The sequence below is a fragment of the Anaerocolumna cellulosilytica genome, from assembly GCF_014218335.1.
Classification (GTDB): Bacteria; Bacillota; Clostridia; order Lachnospirales; family Lachnospiraceae; genus Anaerocolumna; species Anaerocolumna cellulosilytica.
Map to the genome: position 1 here is coordinate 3,921,326 of NZ_AP023367.1, position 17,571 is coordinate 3,938,896.

The following is a 17,571-nucleotide window of genomic DNA, read 5'->3' on the forward strand; positions in this document are numbered from 1 at the left end:
CCCATCTGTGTGCTCTATTTCTATTTGCAAAAGTACTAATCGGAAAAATACCGAATGGAAAAGTACTAAAGGCATAAGTGCTAATCGCACTTGCACACGAAAAATCAAGTTATAATTTATTCTTTCGACTCAGTTCATTTTGCCCTTATTTTGGAGCTATTATAGCATATAAATGTGAAAATAGTATGTTTCCGTTTGATTTTTATAATCTTTACAGCTCCTGGTTGTTACTCTTTATATTCAAAAATAGTAATAGCCTCAATTATAACATTATCTTGCGGTTTTCCATTTCCATCAGCCTCAACTGCTGCCACAGCATCCAATACATCTAACCCTTCGTAAACCTGTCCAAATACGGTATGGGCTCTATATAACCAAGGTGTACCACCGATTGTTCTAAATTTTTCAACTGCAATGTCATTAAACTTAACACCTAATTCTTTTTCTGCCTGCGTGAGGATATCCTTATCATAGGTCTGTCCTGTCTGTACTATGAAAAATTGGCTTCCATTCGTGTCTGGTCCAGCATTTGCCATACATAGAGAGCCTCTTACAGGCTGCAGAATATCAGAGAACTCATCTTTAAATTCTTTCCCCCAGATACTTTCTCCCCCTGTCCCAGTTCCGGTTGGATCTCCTCCTTGTATCATAAAATCGTTAATAATCCGATGAAAAGTGAGTCCGTTATAATAGCCGTCCTTTGCATGAGTAACAAAATTTTCAACTGCTTTTGGTGCTTCTGTTTTAAAAAATCGAACATAAATAGAGCCATACTCTTTTATTTTAATTTCTGCTACAGTCTCTCCTTTTTGAGGTGATGCCATCTGGTCTGTCTTTAAGGAGCAGCCGCCTAATAATACAAAAGCTGTAACTACTATAAGATAAAAACTGATTCTTTTTCTCATTCTTTTATAATCCTTTCCCTAGGTTTTTAATTGTTTTCCTGAGGATAATGTATACCCCATTCTTTTCTTAAGTCGTCCATTATTTTCATAACATCCAGAGTATCTTTTAAAGGCACTCTTTTGCTTTCTAAGAGTCCTTCACGAATACACTGATTCACCTCATATGCTTCAAATTCATACCCATTTACTCTATCAGCTTCTTTATAGGTCTCTATCAATTTTCCTTCGTTGTCATAAACATAAGCCTTATCAGCCTTCCAGAAGTTTGGGACTCTGATTCTTCCTTTATCGCCTATGATTAGTGCCTCTTTTCCTACCTCGACAGCTACCGCTGAACTTAACATAGCAATGGCCTGACCCGGAAATTGAAACAGTATACAGTTCTGTTCATCAATACCATTTTCTAATTTAGATACCATGGAACATATTTTATCCGGATTGCTTTCCATTAAATCTATGGCATAAGTAATAGGATAGATTCCAACATCAAGCAAAGCTCCTCCACCTAAGTTAAAATTAAAGTACCGATGTGCTTCATTAAATTCATTAAAAAAACCAAAGCCTATCTGCATTTTTTTAACTATCCCAATTTTTCCTTCATTTAACCACCTTTTAACCTGAATGGTAGTTGGCAGGAATTTTGTCCACATTGCTTCCATTAGAAATACCTTATTATCTTTGGCAAGTTCAACTAAATATTTGGAATCTCTTTCATTCAGGGTAAAAGGCTTTTCACATAATACTGCTTTTTTGTTTTTTATCATCAACGCAGCATTCACCAAGTGTTCGGTATGGGGGGTTCCAATATATACTACATCAATGTCTGTAGCCTCAGCTAATTCTTCATAACTTCCATAAGCTTTTAAAGCTCCAAATTCCTTTGCAAACTTTGAGGCTTTTTCAAGATTCCTGGAAGCAACTCCTGCCAGACTTGTGTCTTCCATTCCCTGTAAAGCCTCAGCAAATTTTGATGCAATATTACCTGTGCCGATAATTCCCCATTGGATTGTTCTCATACATTCTTCCTCACTTTCTTTTTATTAATTCGTTTTCCTTTCGTTTAAACCATAATTATTTTCTTTATGTACCCATTCCATTGTCCGTATTTCATAAGTTTTATAGCCATTAGCGATAAACGGGTCTTCCTTTGCCAAGCTATGTGCTTCTTCAAGGTCTTTTGCTTTTAGTACTACAACGCCTCCCTCATAATCCAAGCATGGACCACATAACACAAGTTTTTCACTCTTCTCCATTCTTTTTAAATATTCCACATGTTCGCATACGGCCTCCCCGGATAAGGGCTTTACATTACTCATTAAAATAATATCACATAAATTTACTGTTTTGTAATCATCGGCTCACCTATTACTTAAATGAGTATAGGTTTATTATCACTTTTTATTTTATTATATTCTTTTTTTACCTAATCCTGGTCGTTTTTATTGTATCACGAATTTTATTAAAATAAAATATGGAAGTTATTTTGTATATTGTCTGACATTTCCTATTGCTATTTCTTGTTTTATTGTATATAATAAGCTCATAAGATTTCAAAAGTCTGCAAAACCAATTTGTTATATATCATATAACAACAACCAATATTAAGGGGTTGTACTGGTTTCGACGGGGGTTTTGAAGTTGTGGAAGCCATTCGCGGCCTAGGACCGCGTCACCAACTTAGAATTAAATTTAAACGCAGACGATAATTTAGCGTACGCTGCCTAGCGGCAGCTGTCGAACTTAAGTTACTTGCGACTTAAGACCTCGGCATCAAATTAGCAAGGCACTTTGCTTTCAAAGCTTTGAGAAAGTAAAAGAATTTATGAAGCTACTAAAGTCCATAGCCTGTCAATCGGCGATGTGACGGAGGGAATGTTAAAAGACTGACTGTAATGGGAGATGCCGCAATGAATGGGCTTTCGGACAGGGGTTCGATTCCCCTCAGCTCCATATACGGCGGTAGCGTCCGACCATTTTAAGGTCGTTACCAATGTGGGATACGTAATTGTAAAAGCCTAGTAACTAGGCTTTTTTTTATTGCAATACAAATTCTATTATTCGTAACTTTACTTAAAAATAGAAATGAATGCTCCAATAATTTGTCTGAATTATCTCAATAAATCCTCCCACATCTTTTGCTTTAATAACCATATATGCTACAATTCCAAAAGTCATCATCTGATTCTTATTAGTAAGGTGTTATTAGCCCACTATGTCAAACGTAAATACAACTGGATTTACAATATTCTCACTAAGGGGAGACACATCAACTGACTTAATCCTTAGTCTAATTCCCAATGCTTTTTGGTATTCATACAAACGTCCGCCTGCACATCTTTCAAAATATGTTTCAATTGATGCCGGAAATCGAAACATTCCTTTTGGTGCATGTTTGTAGTAACCGTGCTTACAGGCAAAAGTGACTGTGATTGTATTATCATCATTCAATACGGCTGTTCTGCCAAAGGTCCTTTTAAATAATTCCAGCCGTTCGGCAAGGGGCTTGTCAGCGTGTTCATGTGCGAAAGCTTTGCGTTCTTTATCATGCCCTGTACCGCTACAACTTCCGTTTTGTTCGTATAGCCGGAAGCGTTGTTCCTTGGTGAGATGTTCTTCCATTGCTTTTATAAATTTTTCTTCGCATTCAGCTCCTTTATATGTTCGGACAATATCCTCAAATAAAAGCAATATATCAACAGGAATTTCGTTTTTACGCATTCGCATAATTTTCAACATAGTATTCATTTATAGACCCTCCTCTTTTAATACCCAACACTAGGTAACAAAAATCTTTTGTTCTTGTATATTTATTATATCTGTCCAAATATATCTATTCTACCGTCTATCAATCATATTAATTTAACCGACTTGTATAGTATACCACATTCTTTAATAAATTACATTATTTTCTAATAAATCCCTTTTTAAGAACTACCTACATTTATTTTATTAATTAACCGACTTTATACTTTTACATATATTATGTAGTATAAATAATCAGAGGTTGCCATGGAAATACATGTTGTACAGCCAGGAGAAACCATTGATAGCATCGCTAACAGGTATAATATACCTGTGAACATACTAATCAGAGAGAATGGTTTGGAATTCGATAATATAAACAATTTGGTGATAGGTCAGACTATTATCATTGCTTACCCTAAATCTATAGATACTGTACAAGAAGGTGATACGCTGTCAAGCATTGCAGAGAGAAACCAAATTACATTAATGGAGCTGCTTCGAAATAATCCGTTTCTCTCTGAAATGGATTCTATTTACCCCGGAGAAGTTCTGGTTATTCAGTACCAGACCAATCGAATCAGGCCAATTGCAACTATTGGATATGCACTGCCGTATATTACATCAAATATATTAAAGCAGACTCTTCCATATCTGACTTATTTATCTATACTTAATTATCAAATTACAATTGAGGGTGAAGTAATTGGTACTGATGATACGGAAATCGTTCAAGTGGCAAAAGCCTACGGGGTTGCTCCTTTGATGTTCGTTTCTACAATGGCATCCGTGGGATTTAGCACCAGCGATATCGTTTACAGTATAATAAATAATCCCCAAGTACAAAATCGGGCAATTAGTCAGATTTTACAAATTCTAAAGTCAAAAAATTATTATGGTATTAACATTTATGTTGAGGATATCACATTGGATAATTTTATTGATCAGGTCAATTTATTTGCTAGGGTTGCCGCATTATACCACTCAGAAGGCTTTAAGGTATTTGTTACTATAGCTCCAATCATTAATATTGATAATCTGCCTATCCGGTTTTCACAACTAGATTATTCTAAATTTGCTGTATCAGCAGATGCAATTATCTTTGCTACTTATGAAAGAGGCGTTGCATATGGATGCCCCAGTTCTATTACTCCTGTTAATCAATGGGATGAATTTTTAGATTTTGTAACGAAACTAGTACCCTCCGATAAAATATTTGTAGGTCTTATTCCATTTGGCTATGACTGGCCGATACCTTATGTCCCCGGTTACACAAGAGCAAATGCTATTACCTCTAACGGAGCAATCCAAATTGCTGGAGAAAAAGGTGTGCCTATAGAATATAATGAGATAGCAAAAGCTCCTTATTTCTTTTATTATGGATATGATGATTTTCACCTTCTATGGTTTAAAGATGCCAGAAGTTTTAATGCCATTGTCGAATTAGTTCCCAAACATGTCCTTCAAGGGGTTACTATCTGGACTATCATGAATTTTAATACTCAAATGTGGTTTGTTATTAATTTGCAGTACGAGTTAGAAAAAATTACAGATCCTTTTTATTTTTCCTAGTATTTATTTGAAATTGCTTGATACAGGAGTAATATTCAAACTCTGCTATAGAAGCTCTATGACTTTCAGGCGATACACCGCCAGTAAGCTATGGAACTTCTATAGTTCATATCATTAATATATAGATAAACAAACAGCTGTTATTCTCGCTTTTACAAGCTCTTTTTATTATTCTCTATTAAGATATTGTTTTATATCATCTTCTACTATTCCAAAACCCCAATTTGGATTTGGCCAATCTATCCTATCATTTCTCTGGGCATATCTTGTTAATAAATAGCGTATAAAAGTACAGTTCATACTTGGTAGGTTACGTCTTACAACCCCCCACTCCAGTAACAGGGCTGAGATTCCTGCTACATATGCTGCTGCCATACTGGTTCCGGTAAATGATTCAAATTCCGCCCGACGGATTGGTGCCACCATATTGACTCCTGGTGCTGTAATATCCGGTTTTACCTCAAAACTCTTAGTATATCCTCGGCTTGCATAATAATATAACTCCTGGTCAATGGGATTATATGCGGTCACAGTAATTAAATTTGTTGTATTACCTGGTATAGATATAGTGGTATACATATTAGGCAATAAAAAAAAGGTACCATTAGAAATATATTGATGTATAGGCAGCCATATATGAAATCGTTCTTCTAACTTATAATGTCCTTTTACCCGAAAACGCCATACACCTTCCTCCATATTGAAGAATCGCATCATAATAAGCTGATCTCCTGCAAAAGGTTCCTGTAATCTATTGTCTATAAATATAGAAGTGTTATTGTAAACTACCGGAATGGTATTTTCCTGTATAATAACTTCCTTCATTTGATATACTAAGGAACCGTTAGGAGCAATAATGTCAACCGTCAGGATATTGGGCGAGAATCCCCAAAGTTCCATAGTAAAACTCTCATTTGGCGATACATTAAGTTCAACAAGACGGTAATCTTCCTCTTTTAAAATTTCATCGTAGAAGTGGTTACCACGATTTCCTTCCTCTCCAGATCCCACAGATACTGCCACTCCCTGCCTTGTACTTAACTGTGAAATATATTTGCTTATAATATCTTCTCCTTTATGTGAACCCTGCCAGGAGCCAAGTCCAATACAAATTACTATAGGTCTTTGTAATCTATCTGCCGTTTCTATTAAATATTTTATACCGAGCATTACGTCATTTTCCTGATATGTTAATGTATCCTCTGGAATGCCAAAATACGTTTTCAGATAAGACTTTGCAGCCTTTAGTTTAACAATTACAAGCTCAGACTCCGGTGCTATTCCTGAATAGCGAAACGTTTCCATTGCATATCCTGCTGCTATTCCAGCCATAGCACTCCCCTGTCCTGAAAGTTCAATACTGGGGACCACTTCCAAGGGGTTCTCTGACATTAGTGCCTGATTAATCTGCTCTTTTGTGAATTCTGTCCCATAATAGAATCCTTCCGGATAACCTCCAAAATTTTCTATAGACTGATCCCATATCGAGACAATCCTAGTTGTCTTATCCAGATTTTGAAATACCGGATTACGATAATCAATTCCTCCATCTACAAAACCAATTAAAACTCCATTCCCCCGCAAATCAATCTCAGTGTTAGAGTGTACATAATAGCTTTCATCAATTTTATCTGACTCGGAATACATTAGTCCATAACATTTTGGAATCGCTGTATATCCAAATTCATAAACCGCATTATAAGTCATATTTTCTACCGGAATATATAGAATTGAGTATTCATTGTTTAACGGGAGATAAGATATATCCTGTATCGCCTGATACTGTTCCCATTCCGCATTTTCTATCACTAAATCCGCATAATTCTCATCCATAATCTTAAAGCGTTCTAACTCCGTCATATATCTTATCTCTTTACTTCGTATTTAATTTATTCTATGTGTTCTATTTTAAAAGTTGCTAAAGAAAGAAAATTACAATATTTTTTTGTTTATTTACGTAAACACTCTGTACTTACAGTAATTTGTCGGAAAAAATTAACAGTATCTTTATGATTTATTCAAATCCTATACATATATGAACAGTATAATATAATCATAAACACAAGGTTCCCAGACCTTGTTACTATAATTTTTTTTTCATAAAGCCAGCAGGTAATCCTGCTGGCTCCTCCTATTATATACACCCCTGACAGTTTTCACAGCTTCCGCATTTTTTAACTAGGTCAAAGCCGTTGTTTATTACTGTGATTTTATACGTTCTGATAGAATACTTATTTTCTTTTTTATTATGAAAGCAGATATAATCACCTTGAAATTGGATGTGCAAAGGAAGCATTTCCAGCTCTTCTTCCCCCAACATTCCTGCAGAATATTCGGGTTTAAAAATCATTTCTTCACCTTTTACATTCGTCACAATAATTACATCCGTTGAGGTTACTAACGAGCATATACTTCCGTCTTCATATAAATTCAGTGAATTTATATCCCCATTAACACCATTCGCATTCATATCAAAGGCAGTTATTTTACCAATGGGTGTTTCAACCACTACCGGATAAGCAGGTTCAAACGATCGTATCTTTCCTGATTCATATAAACCTAACCCATAACGTACTCCTATCTTTCCTATTGGTATATTGATTGTAAAGAACTCCTTTGGCCAGAATGTTATACTTTTAATATTACCACTTTTATAAAATAAAATATTCATTGCTTTCAGCTCATAGATACCAAAATCAAGTTCAAATTTAATATTTTTTGCAAGTTCAAATTCGTTATCTTCCGTCCAATATCCTGTTATTTTCCCGTTTAAAGGGAAAACTCTCTTTATCTTACCATTTTCATAGAAATGAATTAATTCAGCACTCAACGAGCCTATGCTCGTTTCTATAACTGTTTGTTCCTCCAATGCTATTTTTTTTAATATTCCGTTCGGATAAAAAGCTAGTGTTTTTATAAATCTTCTCCTTACACCTTCATTTTCATATTGTGGAATTAAATTTCCATAATCCGTTTTAAGTATAAGCTTTTCATTGGTGGTACATTCCTTAATCCCTCCGTCAGAGTAATATTCAACATTAGTTATACCCTGTAATGTACCATATTTTGTTTCTACACCCTCTTCATTCTTCATAGTAATACTCCTTTCTGACCTATTTATTCTATATTATTGCAAAATTCTTATGTTGTATAAGAACCATCACGTTAAATAACTGTTTAGTAATTGCCTATACATTCCCAATCAATAAAGAAAGACTTTTGTAATTCTAAAACGAATTGCGTAATACCGCCTTTCATCTTGGAATTGCAAAAGCCTTTGCCTACTTTCTATTTGTTTTATCATATCATTAGTTTATCAATGAATCAATCGTCTATATTTTCTTATTTTTCACCGATTATTCTATCTTTTTGGTGCAATTTTAAGAACCTATTATGTAATCCTTAACCCTTAAAGATTACTTTGGAAAGCCTTATTCCTGGAGGTAAGTCTCTTTCTTTTTTCATTGCCTGATGCGCTTTATCAATTAAGTGTTTTTTTAAATCCTCCGGCAATGGTTCATCAAATTCATATAGATATTCTTTATTTATTTCTTCCAAGGCTATATTTAGCAATGAACCACCTTTATCACAATATTCTTTCACTGCTTCAGTAATGATTAGCTTATACTCATCAAACGTCATTATTTTTCCCATTCACATCAACCCTCTTCTTTTTTCTCTTTTATTCACGGTAGCTCCCATTGCATGCCACATCTGCTTTCAGATAACCAGCACTGCTTCTAATCAGAGTGTGATTTATGATTTTATAATTCACAATCACTGAACCGATATTTTACTTGTTTTTTGCAGATTTATACTATCGTATTATAAATTTTTACAGCATACAACAGTCTATAAACCAACCTAGTATATTAGTATATGCTTTATGATCTGCTTTTTTACCTTTTCTTTATGAAAATACATTAAATTTCCCCATTAGCTAAAGCTTTAATAAAAAGTTCTGTTATTCTCATTCCTTTCACATCATATGATAAATTAAAGACACTACATTCTCTCAGGAGGCAAATATGGATTCTAATACAATAAATACTTACTATTCCAAAGAAGATTTACATAATGTCTTAAGATTATTATGGAGCCAGTATGTCATGTGGACACGTTTTGCACTGATTAGCAGAACTTCCGGAACCAACGACACTGAAATCATAGATAATCGGTTAAACGAATTCCCCAGAGATCTTGCCGGTGTAATTGCTATTTATTACGGTGAAGAAGCTGCCGGCAGCCTACAAGCTCTTTTACAAGAAAACATAAAAATTCTTCTTTCCATAATGGAATCCATCTTAGCAGATAATTCCCAGGAAACGATAATACTTGAACAACAGTGGCAGGAAAATGGTGAGAAAATCAGCCGCTTGCTCCATACACTGAACGAGTACTATGACGAAGAAAATATTAAAAATCTTCTGAATAATCTACTTTATATGACAGAAGATGAAATCACCAAACGCAAAAATAAACAATACTATCAGGATGTATACCAATACGATTTTATTGAATATCATAGCCTTATGATAGCCGACATATTATGGGATGGTTTTATTAAAAAATTCTATTAATAGTCTTCTCCTCTCACATATATCTATATTGCGACATATACTAAAACTAAAGAGGCGACACAGTTTTACTGCATAAAGGAGGTTAACCTATGCTTGGGGTTAAGGAATTTTTAAATAAAACCTGTTCCGATGTAATTGTTACCATTCTGGTAAGGTCGGGAAAGGAACCGGGTTGTATTTTTAGGACAGAAGAGTTTTGTCTGAAGGTATTTGAGTGTAAAAAAATATGCTATGGAAATGAAGTCAATTGCTTTTTAGATGGCGTCCGCGTCTGTGCCAGTACTTTCAGCCAATGTGCCCAAACAGAACTAGTAGTAAGAAAATGCGGCTGTGAGGCTGACCGGATTATTAATAAGTACGACCGGATTATTTTTATCAATGCCGGTCCCAACATCGTAATTACTGCCTCCTGGTGCTAATATCTTTACTATGATTCGTATTGAGTCAATTATACCAGTGACTTGTCAGGGCTGTGGGAAATATTTGAAACCGGGTTTCTATTTCCACAAGCAGCCCGCTTACATAGACTTATGTAGTGCAAATGTTTGCATTGTTACAATACATTTTTGCTAATACAGGTTTTTAACCTTAAAGTCTTTTTCTGCTTCTCTTCTTTGATCTTTTTTGGCAATATCTTCGCGCTTATCGTATAGTTTTTTACCTCTTGCAAGACCCACTTCAACTTTTACCAAGCTGCCTTTTAAATAGACAGTCAACGGTACTAATGTAAAGCCTTTCTGGGCCACTTTTCCTAAAATCTTATTGATTTCATAGCGGTGCAGCAGTAGTTTTTTTATCCTTAGCGGGTCTTTATTAAAGATATTTCCTTTTTCATAAGGACTGATATGCATATTATAGACATATACTTCGCCATTCTCAATCCTTATAAAGGCCTCTTTCACACTGCATCTACCCATTCTCAAAGATTTTACCTCTGTGCCGTGAAGTACGATTCCAGCTTCAAAGGTTTCCTCTATAAAATAATCAAAGCGGGCTTTTTTATTATTTGCAATCATTTTTATGCTGTCTTTAGCCATATATCCTCCCTGCTACATTCCGAAATATCCAATATAAAGTCGTTCATCTCTTATCAATTGATAACCCCTTATCAATTCATAATTCCTTATTATTCCTTAAAACTACTCTTCCTCGTCAACAAATTCAAAATCGATTGTTTTTAAAAGTTTATCGGTTCCGACAACCTCTACCTTAACTTTTTCGCCCAGCTTATACGTTTTTCTTGTATGTTCTCCTATCATGGTGTAGTGTTCTTCATCATAAATATAATAATCATCCTGCATTTCAGAAACTCTTACCATTCCTTCTACCGTATTCGGTAATTCCACATACAAACCCCAATTAGTAAGTCCTGATATAACTCCCTCAAAAACCTCTCCGATAAACTGGCTCATATATTCAACTTTTTTCAGCTTTTCTACATCCCGCTCTGCGTCATCTGCACGTCTTTCCATTAGGCTTGACTGCCTTGCAACGTCAGGAACGATTTTATAATAATGATTCACTCTTTTTTCATTTAACTTACCATGAAGATTTTCCTTAATAATTCTGTGTATCTGTAAATCGGGATATCTTCTGATAGGGGATGTAAAATGACAATAATATTTTGTTGCCAATCCAAAATGTCCATCACTGGAAGCCGTATATTTTGCCCGTTTCATAGAACGAAGGGTTAATCGGCTGATTAGTGCTTCCTCGGGAGTGTTGTCTATTTTTATTAATAACTTCTGTAATTCTTTCGGGTGAATCTCCTCCTGACTTACTTTTATACTATAACCGAAGTTGTTAATAAAAATGCCCAGTTGTTTAATCTTATCAGAATCCGGATTCTCATGACTGCGGTATACAAAGGGAAGCTCCTGCCAGAAAAAATCCTCTGCAACAGTTTCATTCGCAAGTAACATAAAGTCTTCAATTATTTTTGTTGCCTTATTTCTTTCATAAGGATTGATTTCAATCGGACGTCCTTTTTCATCTAATCTTATCTTGCTTTCCGGAAAATCAAAATCAATTGAGCCTCTTTTTCTACGTTTTTCCCTTAAAATATCTGCTAATTCAAGCATAAGTTCAAAGATGGGGACATATTCTTCATATTGTTTTCTTTCTTCCTCATCCTTATCTTCAAGAATCTTTTTTACACTGGTATAAGTCATCCGCTTATTTACCTGGATTACGGTTTCTGCAATTTCATGACCAACTACATTACCTTTTTCGTCAATATCCATAAAGCAACTTAAAGCAAGCCTGTCTGTTCCTGCATTTAAAGAACATATTCCATTTGAAAGTTTATGGGGAAGCATTGGTATAACACGGTCCACCAAATAAACACTGGTACCTCGTTTTAGCGCTTCTTTATCTAGTGGGGAGTTTTCTGTTACATAATGCGTTACATCCGCTATATGAACTCCGAGATGATAGATACCATTTTCTCTTGAAAGAGTTATGGCATCATCTAAATCCTTCGCATCTTCTCCATCTATAGTCACTGTTGGAAGATTTCTAATGTCTTTTCTGCCAGTTATCTCATTTGGATTAATTTCATCCTCCACATGTTCCACCTGCTCCATGACTTCCTCTGGAAATTCCTGTGGAAGATTATATGCCAAGATTACTGACTTAATATCAACTCCCGGGTCATTCATATGCCCCAGAATTTCTATTACTTTTCCTTCCGGATTTTTATCCCGATCCCCGTAATTTGTCAATTGAACCACTACCTTATGACCATTAACAGCCCCCTTGGTATGCTCTTTTTGTATAAAGATATCCTTACCGAATTTTTGATTATCTGCAATAACAAATCCATAGTTTTTACTTTTTTCAAAGGTACCAACTACAATGCTGTTAGCTCGCTCCAGAATACGTATAATTTCACCCTCTTGGCGCTTTCCGGTTTTATCCCGCTTCACACTTACCATTACCTTGTCGTTATGAAGGGCACCTTTAGTAGCATTCTCCGGTATAAAAATATCATCGGGTTCACCTTCTATCACAACAAAGCCATAACCTCTTTGGGTTCCATTAAAGATACCGGTTTTGGTGCTGGCATCTGCTAACTTGTACCGCCCCGCATTATCAACCTCTATCTTCCCTTCTGATAGCAAAGATTCCAGAGTCTCTCGCAAATCCTGCTTTTCATTTCTGGGTACCTGCAATACTGTTCCGATTTCTTTCAACTTCATCGGTTGGTACTCTTTACTGTTAATAAAATCTATCAATATTCTTTTTTTCTCTTCCAATATATATTTATCCATTCTGCCTCCATTAGTTTCGTTTCGACGGATGTATAGGAAAGTTTTAAAAATGCGTTTAACTTTAGTATACCATATTTCTCCTATAATTAGTACAATTTTTTTATAGATTCCTATGAAAACATTGTTTATTTTCAAATAAAAATTTTATATAAGCTAGAATAAAACATAAAAAATACGCTGCCTTGTCACAGTATCAGACAATAGCAGCGCATTTTAAGAATGCATGTATTCTTTATAATATATTAAGCACGATGGAAAGAAGGATGAAACCTGCTGCAAGGAACTTTGTGGACTTCTCTAAAGCACCTTCCATAGATCTTCCTTTGTTCTTACCCCAATAAGTATCAGCAACACCACTGATTGAACCTGTCAGTCCAGCAGATTTACCTTCCTGCATTAATACGATTGCCGCTAATGCAACACAAACTATAACGTATACTACGGTTACGATTATTTTAACTACTTCCATCATCACACCTCCTAAGCATTACTTTAATAATAACATAAATTTACTGAGAATTCAACTTATTTGTTTATTTTTTAATTAGAAGGGATTTCCCTGTCATTTCAACCGGTTTTGTAAGACCCATCATCTCAATCATGGTAGGTGCGATATCAGCAAGACAACCACCTTCTTTTAATGTAAACTCTTTGTCATAGTTAACCAGGATAAAAGGTACCGGATTGGTGGTATGAGCTGTTAAAGGCTCACCAGTTATATAGTCTATCAACTGCTCTACATTACCATGATCTGCACAAATAAACATTTGTCCATCAACGGAAAGTAATGCTTCTAAAGACTTCCCTACACACTCATCTATCGCTTCTACTGCTTTCACTGCTGCATTTTCTATGCCAGTGTGACCAACCATATCCGGATTCGCAAAGTTTACAATGATTACATCATATTTTAAGGATTTAATTGCTTCTACCAAGTTATCAGCTACCGCATATGCACTCATTTCAGGCTGTAAATCATAAGTTGCAACATTGGGTGATTTTACTAATACTCTCTCTTCACCTGTATTGGGTACTTCGACACCACCATTAAAGAAGAAGGTTACATGGGCATATTTTTCGGTTTCTGCTAGTCTTAACTGTTTTAAGTTATTTTCAGCTAAAAATTGACCAAACGTTTTATCAATAGATACTTTATGGAATGCCACTATTTTATTTGGAATTGTTACATCATATTCAGAGAAGCATACGTAAGTAAGTGGTATTCTGTTTTCTCTGGCAAATCCTTCGAACTTTTCATCACAAAATGCTCTGGTGATTTCCCTTGCACGGTCTGGTCTGAAATTAAAGAAGATTACTGAGTCATTTTCCTTAACCGTAGCTACTGGCTTCCCATTCTCTATAATTACAGTAGGTACTACGAACTCATCATTTACATTTTCATCATAAGAAGCTTGAATTGCTGCTACTGCATCTTCTGCTGTCGCACCTTCACCAAATGCAATTGCTCTGTATGCTTTTTCTACTCTATCCCATCTGTTATCACGGTCCATTACATAATAACGTCCCATAACAGTTGCAATTTTACCAACACCAAGTTCTTCACATTTTTTAGTCAGAGCTTCTGCAAATCCTTTGCCGGAAGTAGGTGCTGTATCTCTACCGTCTAAAAAGGCATGAATATATACCTTCTGTACGCCTTCTTTTTTAGCCAGCTCCAATAAACCATATAAATGTGTAATATGGCTGTGCACACCACCATCAGACAACAGTCCGTAGAGATGAAGGTCCGAATTATTTTTCTTACAATTATCTATTGCTTTAAGTAAAGCTTCGTTTTTAAAGAAATCTCCATCCTGGATTTCTTTTGTAATTCTTGTTAATTCCTGATAGATAATTCTTCCGGCACCCATATTTAAATGTCCAACTTCGGAATTACCCATCTGACCTTCCGGTAAACCCACTGCCATACCGCTTGCGTAGCCTTTCACAAAAGGATAATCCGCCATAATTTTATCCATTACAGGAGTTTTTGCTAATTTAATAGCATTTCCTTCTGTTTTTTCATTTAATCCATAGCCATCTAATATCATTAATACTGTAGGTTTTTTACTCATAATAGTCACCTTGCCTGATACCACTTATTCTGTACCACTGCCACAATTACAAAGGCTGAAAGAATTCTTATGTGGCAATCCTTTCTTTTACTGTATTTCCTTCAACCTTCCATTTTCATTATATATGTTATTATACTGACTTAATATACAAATGTCCAGTTAAGTTTCTTTACATCAATCGGTATAAAGAACGAAACTTTAGAAGCCAGTTTTGAATTCTTATATAGGGTTCTGCACCCTATATAAGATATTGTAAATGCTTTATTTATAGTTTACGATTTTGCCGAAATCAGGTTTTAAGCTGGCACCGCCTACTAAACCACCATCGATGTCAGGCTGTGAAAATAATTCCGCAGCACTTGCAGCTGTTACACTGCCGCCGTACTGAATACGAATATTTGCAGCAGTCGCAGTATCATAAATTTCTGCAATACAATCACGAATGGCTTTACATACTTCTTGTGCCTGTTCCGTAGTTGCAACTTTACCAGTTCCGATTGCCCAGATTGGTTCATATGCAATCACTGCTGCTTTTGCCTGATCAGCATTAACGCCAAGGAAAGCAATCTTAATCTGCTGACGAATGAAATCAATTGTTACACCTTGTTCTCTTTGAGTTAATGATTCACCACAGCAGATAATTGGAGTAATTCCATGTTCAAATGCTTTTAATACTTTTTTATTTACAGTTTCGTCTGTTTCGCCAAAGTATTCTCTTCTTTCAGAGTGACCGATGATAACATATTTTACTCCGATATCATCTAACATTCCAGGAGCAATTTCTCCTGTATAAGCACCGTTTTCTTCATAGTGCATATTTTCTGCACCAATATTGATATTAGTACCTTTTGCTGCTTCGATTGCTGTAGTTAAAGAAATGGCAGGAACGCAAAATATTACATCCGCTTCCTCTGTTGCCACTAAAGGTTTCAATTCATTGATTAATGTAACGGTTTCGCTTGGAGTTTTATTCATCTTCCAGTTTCCCGCAATAATTTTTCTGCGCATCGCTTTTCTCCTTTAAATATTGTTAATTTAGATTGAACCTGAAAAAGGGACGGTAATCCGCATAACACCACTTACCTGTCCCTTCTTAATATCTTATTTATCGTTAGCTGCTGCTACACCTGGAAGTTCTTTTCCCTCCAAGAATTCAAGAGAAGCACCACCACCAGTTGAAATATGAGTCATCTTATCTCCGAAGCCTAAGATATTAACAGCCGCTGCTGAGTCACCACCACCGATAATAGTGATAGCATCGATTTCTGATAAAACTTTAGCAACAGCAATCGTTCCTTTTGCAAAATTAGGCATTTCGAATACACCCATAGGTCCATTCCAAACAACTGTCTTCGCATTCTTAATGGCATCAGCGTATAAAGCCTGTGTTTTTTCACCGATATCAAGACCAAGCCATTCCGGTTCAATTCCACCCTGTTCAACAGTTTTGAATTCAGCATCATTTGAGAATTCTTTTGCAACTACAGAATCCACAGGGATTAATAAATTAACACCTTTTGCTTTTGCTTTTTCAATCATTTCTTTTGCGTAGTCAAGGTAATCTGCCTCTAATAAGGATTTACCTACTTCTTCACCCATTGCTTTCATAAAGGTATAGGACATACCCCCACCAATGATTAAGGTGTCAACTTTATCTAGTAAATTATTGATAACTGATATTTTGCTAGATACTTTAGAACCGCCAAGGATTGCTACAAAAGGTCTTTCAGGAGTATTAACTGCATTTCCTAAGAAATCGATTTCTTTCTGCATTAAATACCCAACCACAGCAGTATCTACGTATTTGGTAACTCCTACATTAGAACAATGTGCTCTGTGGGCAGTACCAAAAGCATCATTAACAAATATATCACAGATGGATGCTAAATCTTCACTGAAGGAATCAACATTTTTTGTTTCCTCTGCTCTGTAACGAGTATTTTCAAGAAGCACCACTTCTCCGTCTTTCATTACCGCTACAGCAGTTTTTGCATTTTCTCCAACTACATTGGCATCTGCTGCAAAAGTAACAGTCTGTCCTAATAATTCCTGTAATCTTACTGCTACGGGAGCTAAAGATAATTCAGGTTTAGGCTCACCCTTTGGCTTACCAAGATGGGAGCAAAGAATAACCTTTCCTCCATCGTTTATTAACTTCTTAATTGTAGGCAGTGCTGCAACCAGACGGTTTTCATCTGTAATTCTTCCTTCCTGTAAAGGAACATTAAAATCACATCTAACTAACACTCTTTTGCCTTTTACATTGATATCATCTACTGATTTCTTGTTAAGCATCTGTGTTACTCCTTTCAATCACTTTTCATTTTACTTCTAGAATCTCTTAATAAAAAAATCCGGCCTTGGAATAACAGTCAAGGAGGGTTCGGTTAACGTTCCTCGACTTTATTCACAAAGACCGGACCCA

Annotated in this window: 16 protein-coding genes and 1 other RNA gene; 4 read left to right on the forward strand and 13 right to left on the reverse strand. The window is 35.6% G+C overall.

The features are described from left to right. Positions 1-227: 227 nt before the first annotated feature. The 3 genes from acsn021_RS16205 to acsn021_RS16215 are packed head-to-tail and all read right to left on the reverse strand — an operon-like array spanning position 228 to position 2,176. On the reverse strand, positions 228-905 hold the full coding sequence (locus acsn021_RS16205) for a peptidylprolyl isomerase (RefSeq protein WP_184093451.1): 678 nt from the start codon (positions 903-905) through the stop codon (positions 228-230). Between the two features lie 26 nt (positions 906-931). Beyond that, entirely contained in the window at positions 932-1,921 is a 990-nt protein-coding gene (locus tag acsn021_RS16210; protein WP_184093452.1) for a Gfo/Idh/MocA family protein, read from the reverse strand. A gap of 24 nt (positions 1,922-1,945) precedes the next feature. Next, the gene (locus acsn021_RS16215; protein WP_243182301.1) at positions 1,946-2,176 is read right to left on the reverse strand and encodes a YciI family protein; all 231 of its coding nucleotides are present in this window, start codon (positions 2,174-2,176) and stop codon (positions 1,946-1,948) included. A gap of 334 nt (positions 2,177-2,510) precedes the next feature. Between acsn021_RS16215 and ssrA the strand changes: the two genes are divergently transcribed. Continuing rightward, positions 2,511-2,858: a transfer-messenger RNA gene (gene ssrA, locus acsn021_RS16220) on the forward strand. A gap of 249 nt (positions 2,859-3,107) precedes the next feature. On the opposite strand, the gene acsn021_RS16225 is transcribed toward ssrA, so the two are convergent. Next, positions 3,108-3,650, reverse strand: coding sequence for a hypothetical protein (locus acsn021_RS16225; RefSeq protein WP_184093454.1), 543 nt, complete (start codon positions 3,648-3,650; stop codon positions 3,108-3,110). Between the two features lie 264 nt (positions 3,651-3,914). Between acsn021_RS16225 and acsn021_RS16230 the strand changes: the two genes are divergently transcribed. Continuing rightward, positions 3,915-5,219, forward strand: coding sequence for a LysM peptidoglycan-binding domain-containing protein (locus acsn021_RS16230; protein WP_184093455.1), 1,305 nt, complete (start codon positions 3,915-3,917; stop codon positions 5,217-5,219). Between the two features lie 168 nt (positions 5,220-5,387). Here acsn021_RS16230 and acsn021_RS16235 read toward each other — a convergent pair whose 3' ends face one another. The 3 genes from acsn021_RS16235 to acsn021_RS16245 form a co-directional block, all read right to left on the reverse strand. Further along, positions 5,388-7,079: a S8 family peptidase gene (locus acsn021_RS16235; protein WP_184093456.1), complete on the reverse strand. Its 1,692-nt coding sequence runs from the start codon at positions 7,077-7,079 to the stop codon at positions 5,388-5,390. Positions 7,080-7,353: 274 nt separating this feature from the next. Beyond that, positions 7,354-8,313 carry a hypothetical protein gene (locus acsn021_RS16240; RefSeq protein ID WP_184093457.1) on the reverse strand — a complete coding sequence of 320 codons (960 nt, stop codon included), beginning with the start codon at positions 8,311-8,313 and terminating at the stop codon, positions 7,354-7,356. Positions 8,314-8,621: 308 nt separating this feature from the next. Beyond that, on the reverse strand, positions 8,622-8,873 hold the full coding sequence (locus tag acsn021_RS16245) for a hypothetical protein (RefSeq protein ID WP_184093458.1): 252 nt from the start codon (positions 8,871-8,873) through the stop codon (positions 8,622-8,624). Between the two features lie 374 nt (positions 8,874-9,247). Here acsn021_RS16245 and acsn021_RS16250 point away from each other — a divergent pair, with 374 nt between their 5' ends. Next, positions 9,248-9,799 carry a hypothetical protein gene (locus tag acsn021_RS16250; protein WP_184093459.1) on the forward strand — a complete coding sequence of 184 codons (552 nt, stop codon included), beginning with the start codon at positions 9,248-9,250 and terminating at the stop codon, positions 9,797-9,799. Positions 9,800-9,888: 89 nt separating this feature from the next. Further along, the gene (locus acsn021_RS16255; RefSeq protein ID WP_184093460.1) at positions 9,889-10,218 is read left to right on the forward strand and encodes a hypothetical protein; all 330 of its coding nucleotides are present in this window, start codon (positions 9,889-9,891) and stop codon (positions 10,216-10,218) included. A 150-nt stretch (positions 10,219-10,368) separates the two neighbouring features. Here acsn021_RS16255 and smpB read toward each other — a convergent pair whose 3' ends face one another. The 6 genes from smpB to acsn021_RS16285 form a co-directional block, all read right to left on the reverse strand. Further along, complete coding sequence (gene smpB, locus acsn021_RS16260) at positions 10,369-10,836, reverse strand: SsrA-binding protein SmpB (protein WP_184093461.1); 468 nt, start codon at positions 10,834-10,836, stop codon at positions 10,369-10,371. A 102-nt stretch (positions 10,837-10,938) separates the two neighbouring features. Then, positions 10,939-13,071 carry a ribonuclease R gene (rnr, locus tag acsn021_RS16265; protein ID WP_184093462.1) on the reverse strand — a complete coding sequence of 711 codons (2,133 nt, stop codon included), beginning with the start codon at positions 13,069-13,071 and terminating at the stop codon, positions 10,939-10,941. A 232-nt stretch (positions 13,072-13,303) separates the two neighbouring features. Further along, positions 13,304-13,540, reverse strand: a complete 237-nt coding sequence (gene secG, locus acsn021_RS16270) for a preprotein translocase subunit SecG (protein WP_184093463.1) — start codon at positions 13,538-13,540, stop codon at positions 13,304-13,306. Between the two features lie 64 nt (positions 13,541-13,604). Then, positions 13,605-15,146 carry a 2,3-bisphosphoglycerate-independent phosphoglycerate mutase gene (gene gpmI / locus acsn021_RS16275; RefSeq protein ID WP_184093464.1) on the reverse strand — a complete coding sequence of 514 codons (1,542 nt, stop codon included), beginning with the start codon at positions 15,144-15,146 and terminating at the stop codon, positions 13,605-13,607. A 261-nt stretch (positions 15,147-15,407) separates the two neighbouring features. Beyond that, complete coding sequence (gene tpiA / locus acsn021_RS16280; protein ID WP_184093465.1) at positions 15,408-16,154, reverse strand: triose-phosphate isomerase; 747 nt, start codon at positions 16,152-16,154, stop codon at positions 15,408-15,410. 93 nt (positions 16,155-16,247) lie between these two features. Next, positions 16,248-17,441: a phosphoglycerate kinase gene (locus tag acsn021_RS16285; protein ID WP_184093466.1), complete on the reverse strand. Its 1,194-nt coding sequence runs from the start codon at positions 17,439-17,441 to the stop codon at positions 16,248-16,250. Between the last annotated feature and the right edge of the window lie 130 nt (positions 17,442-17,571).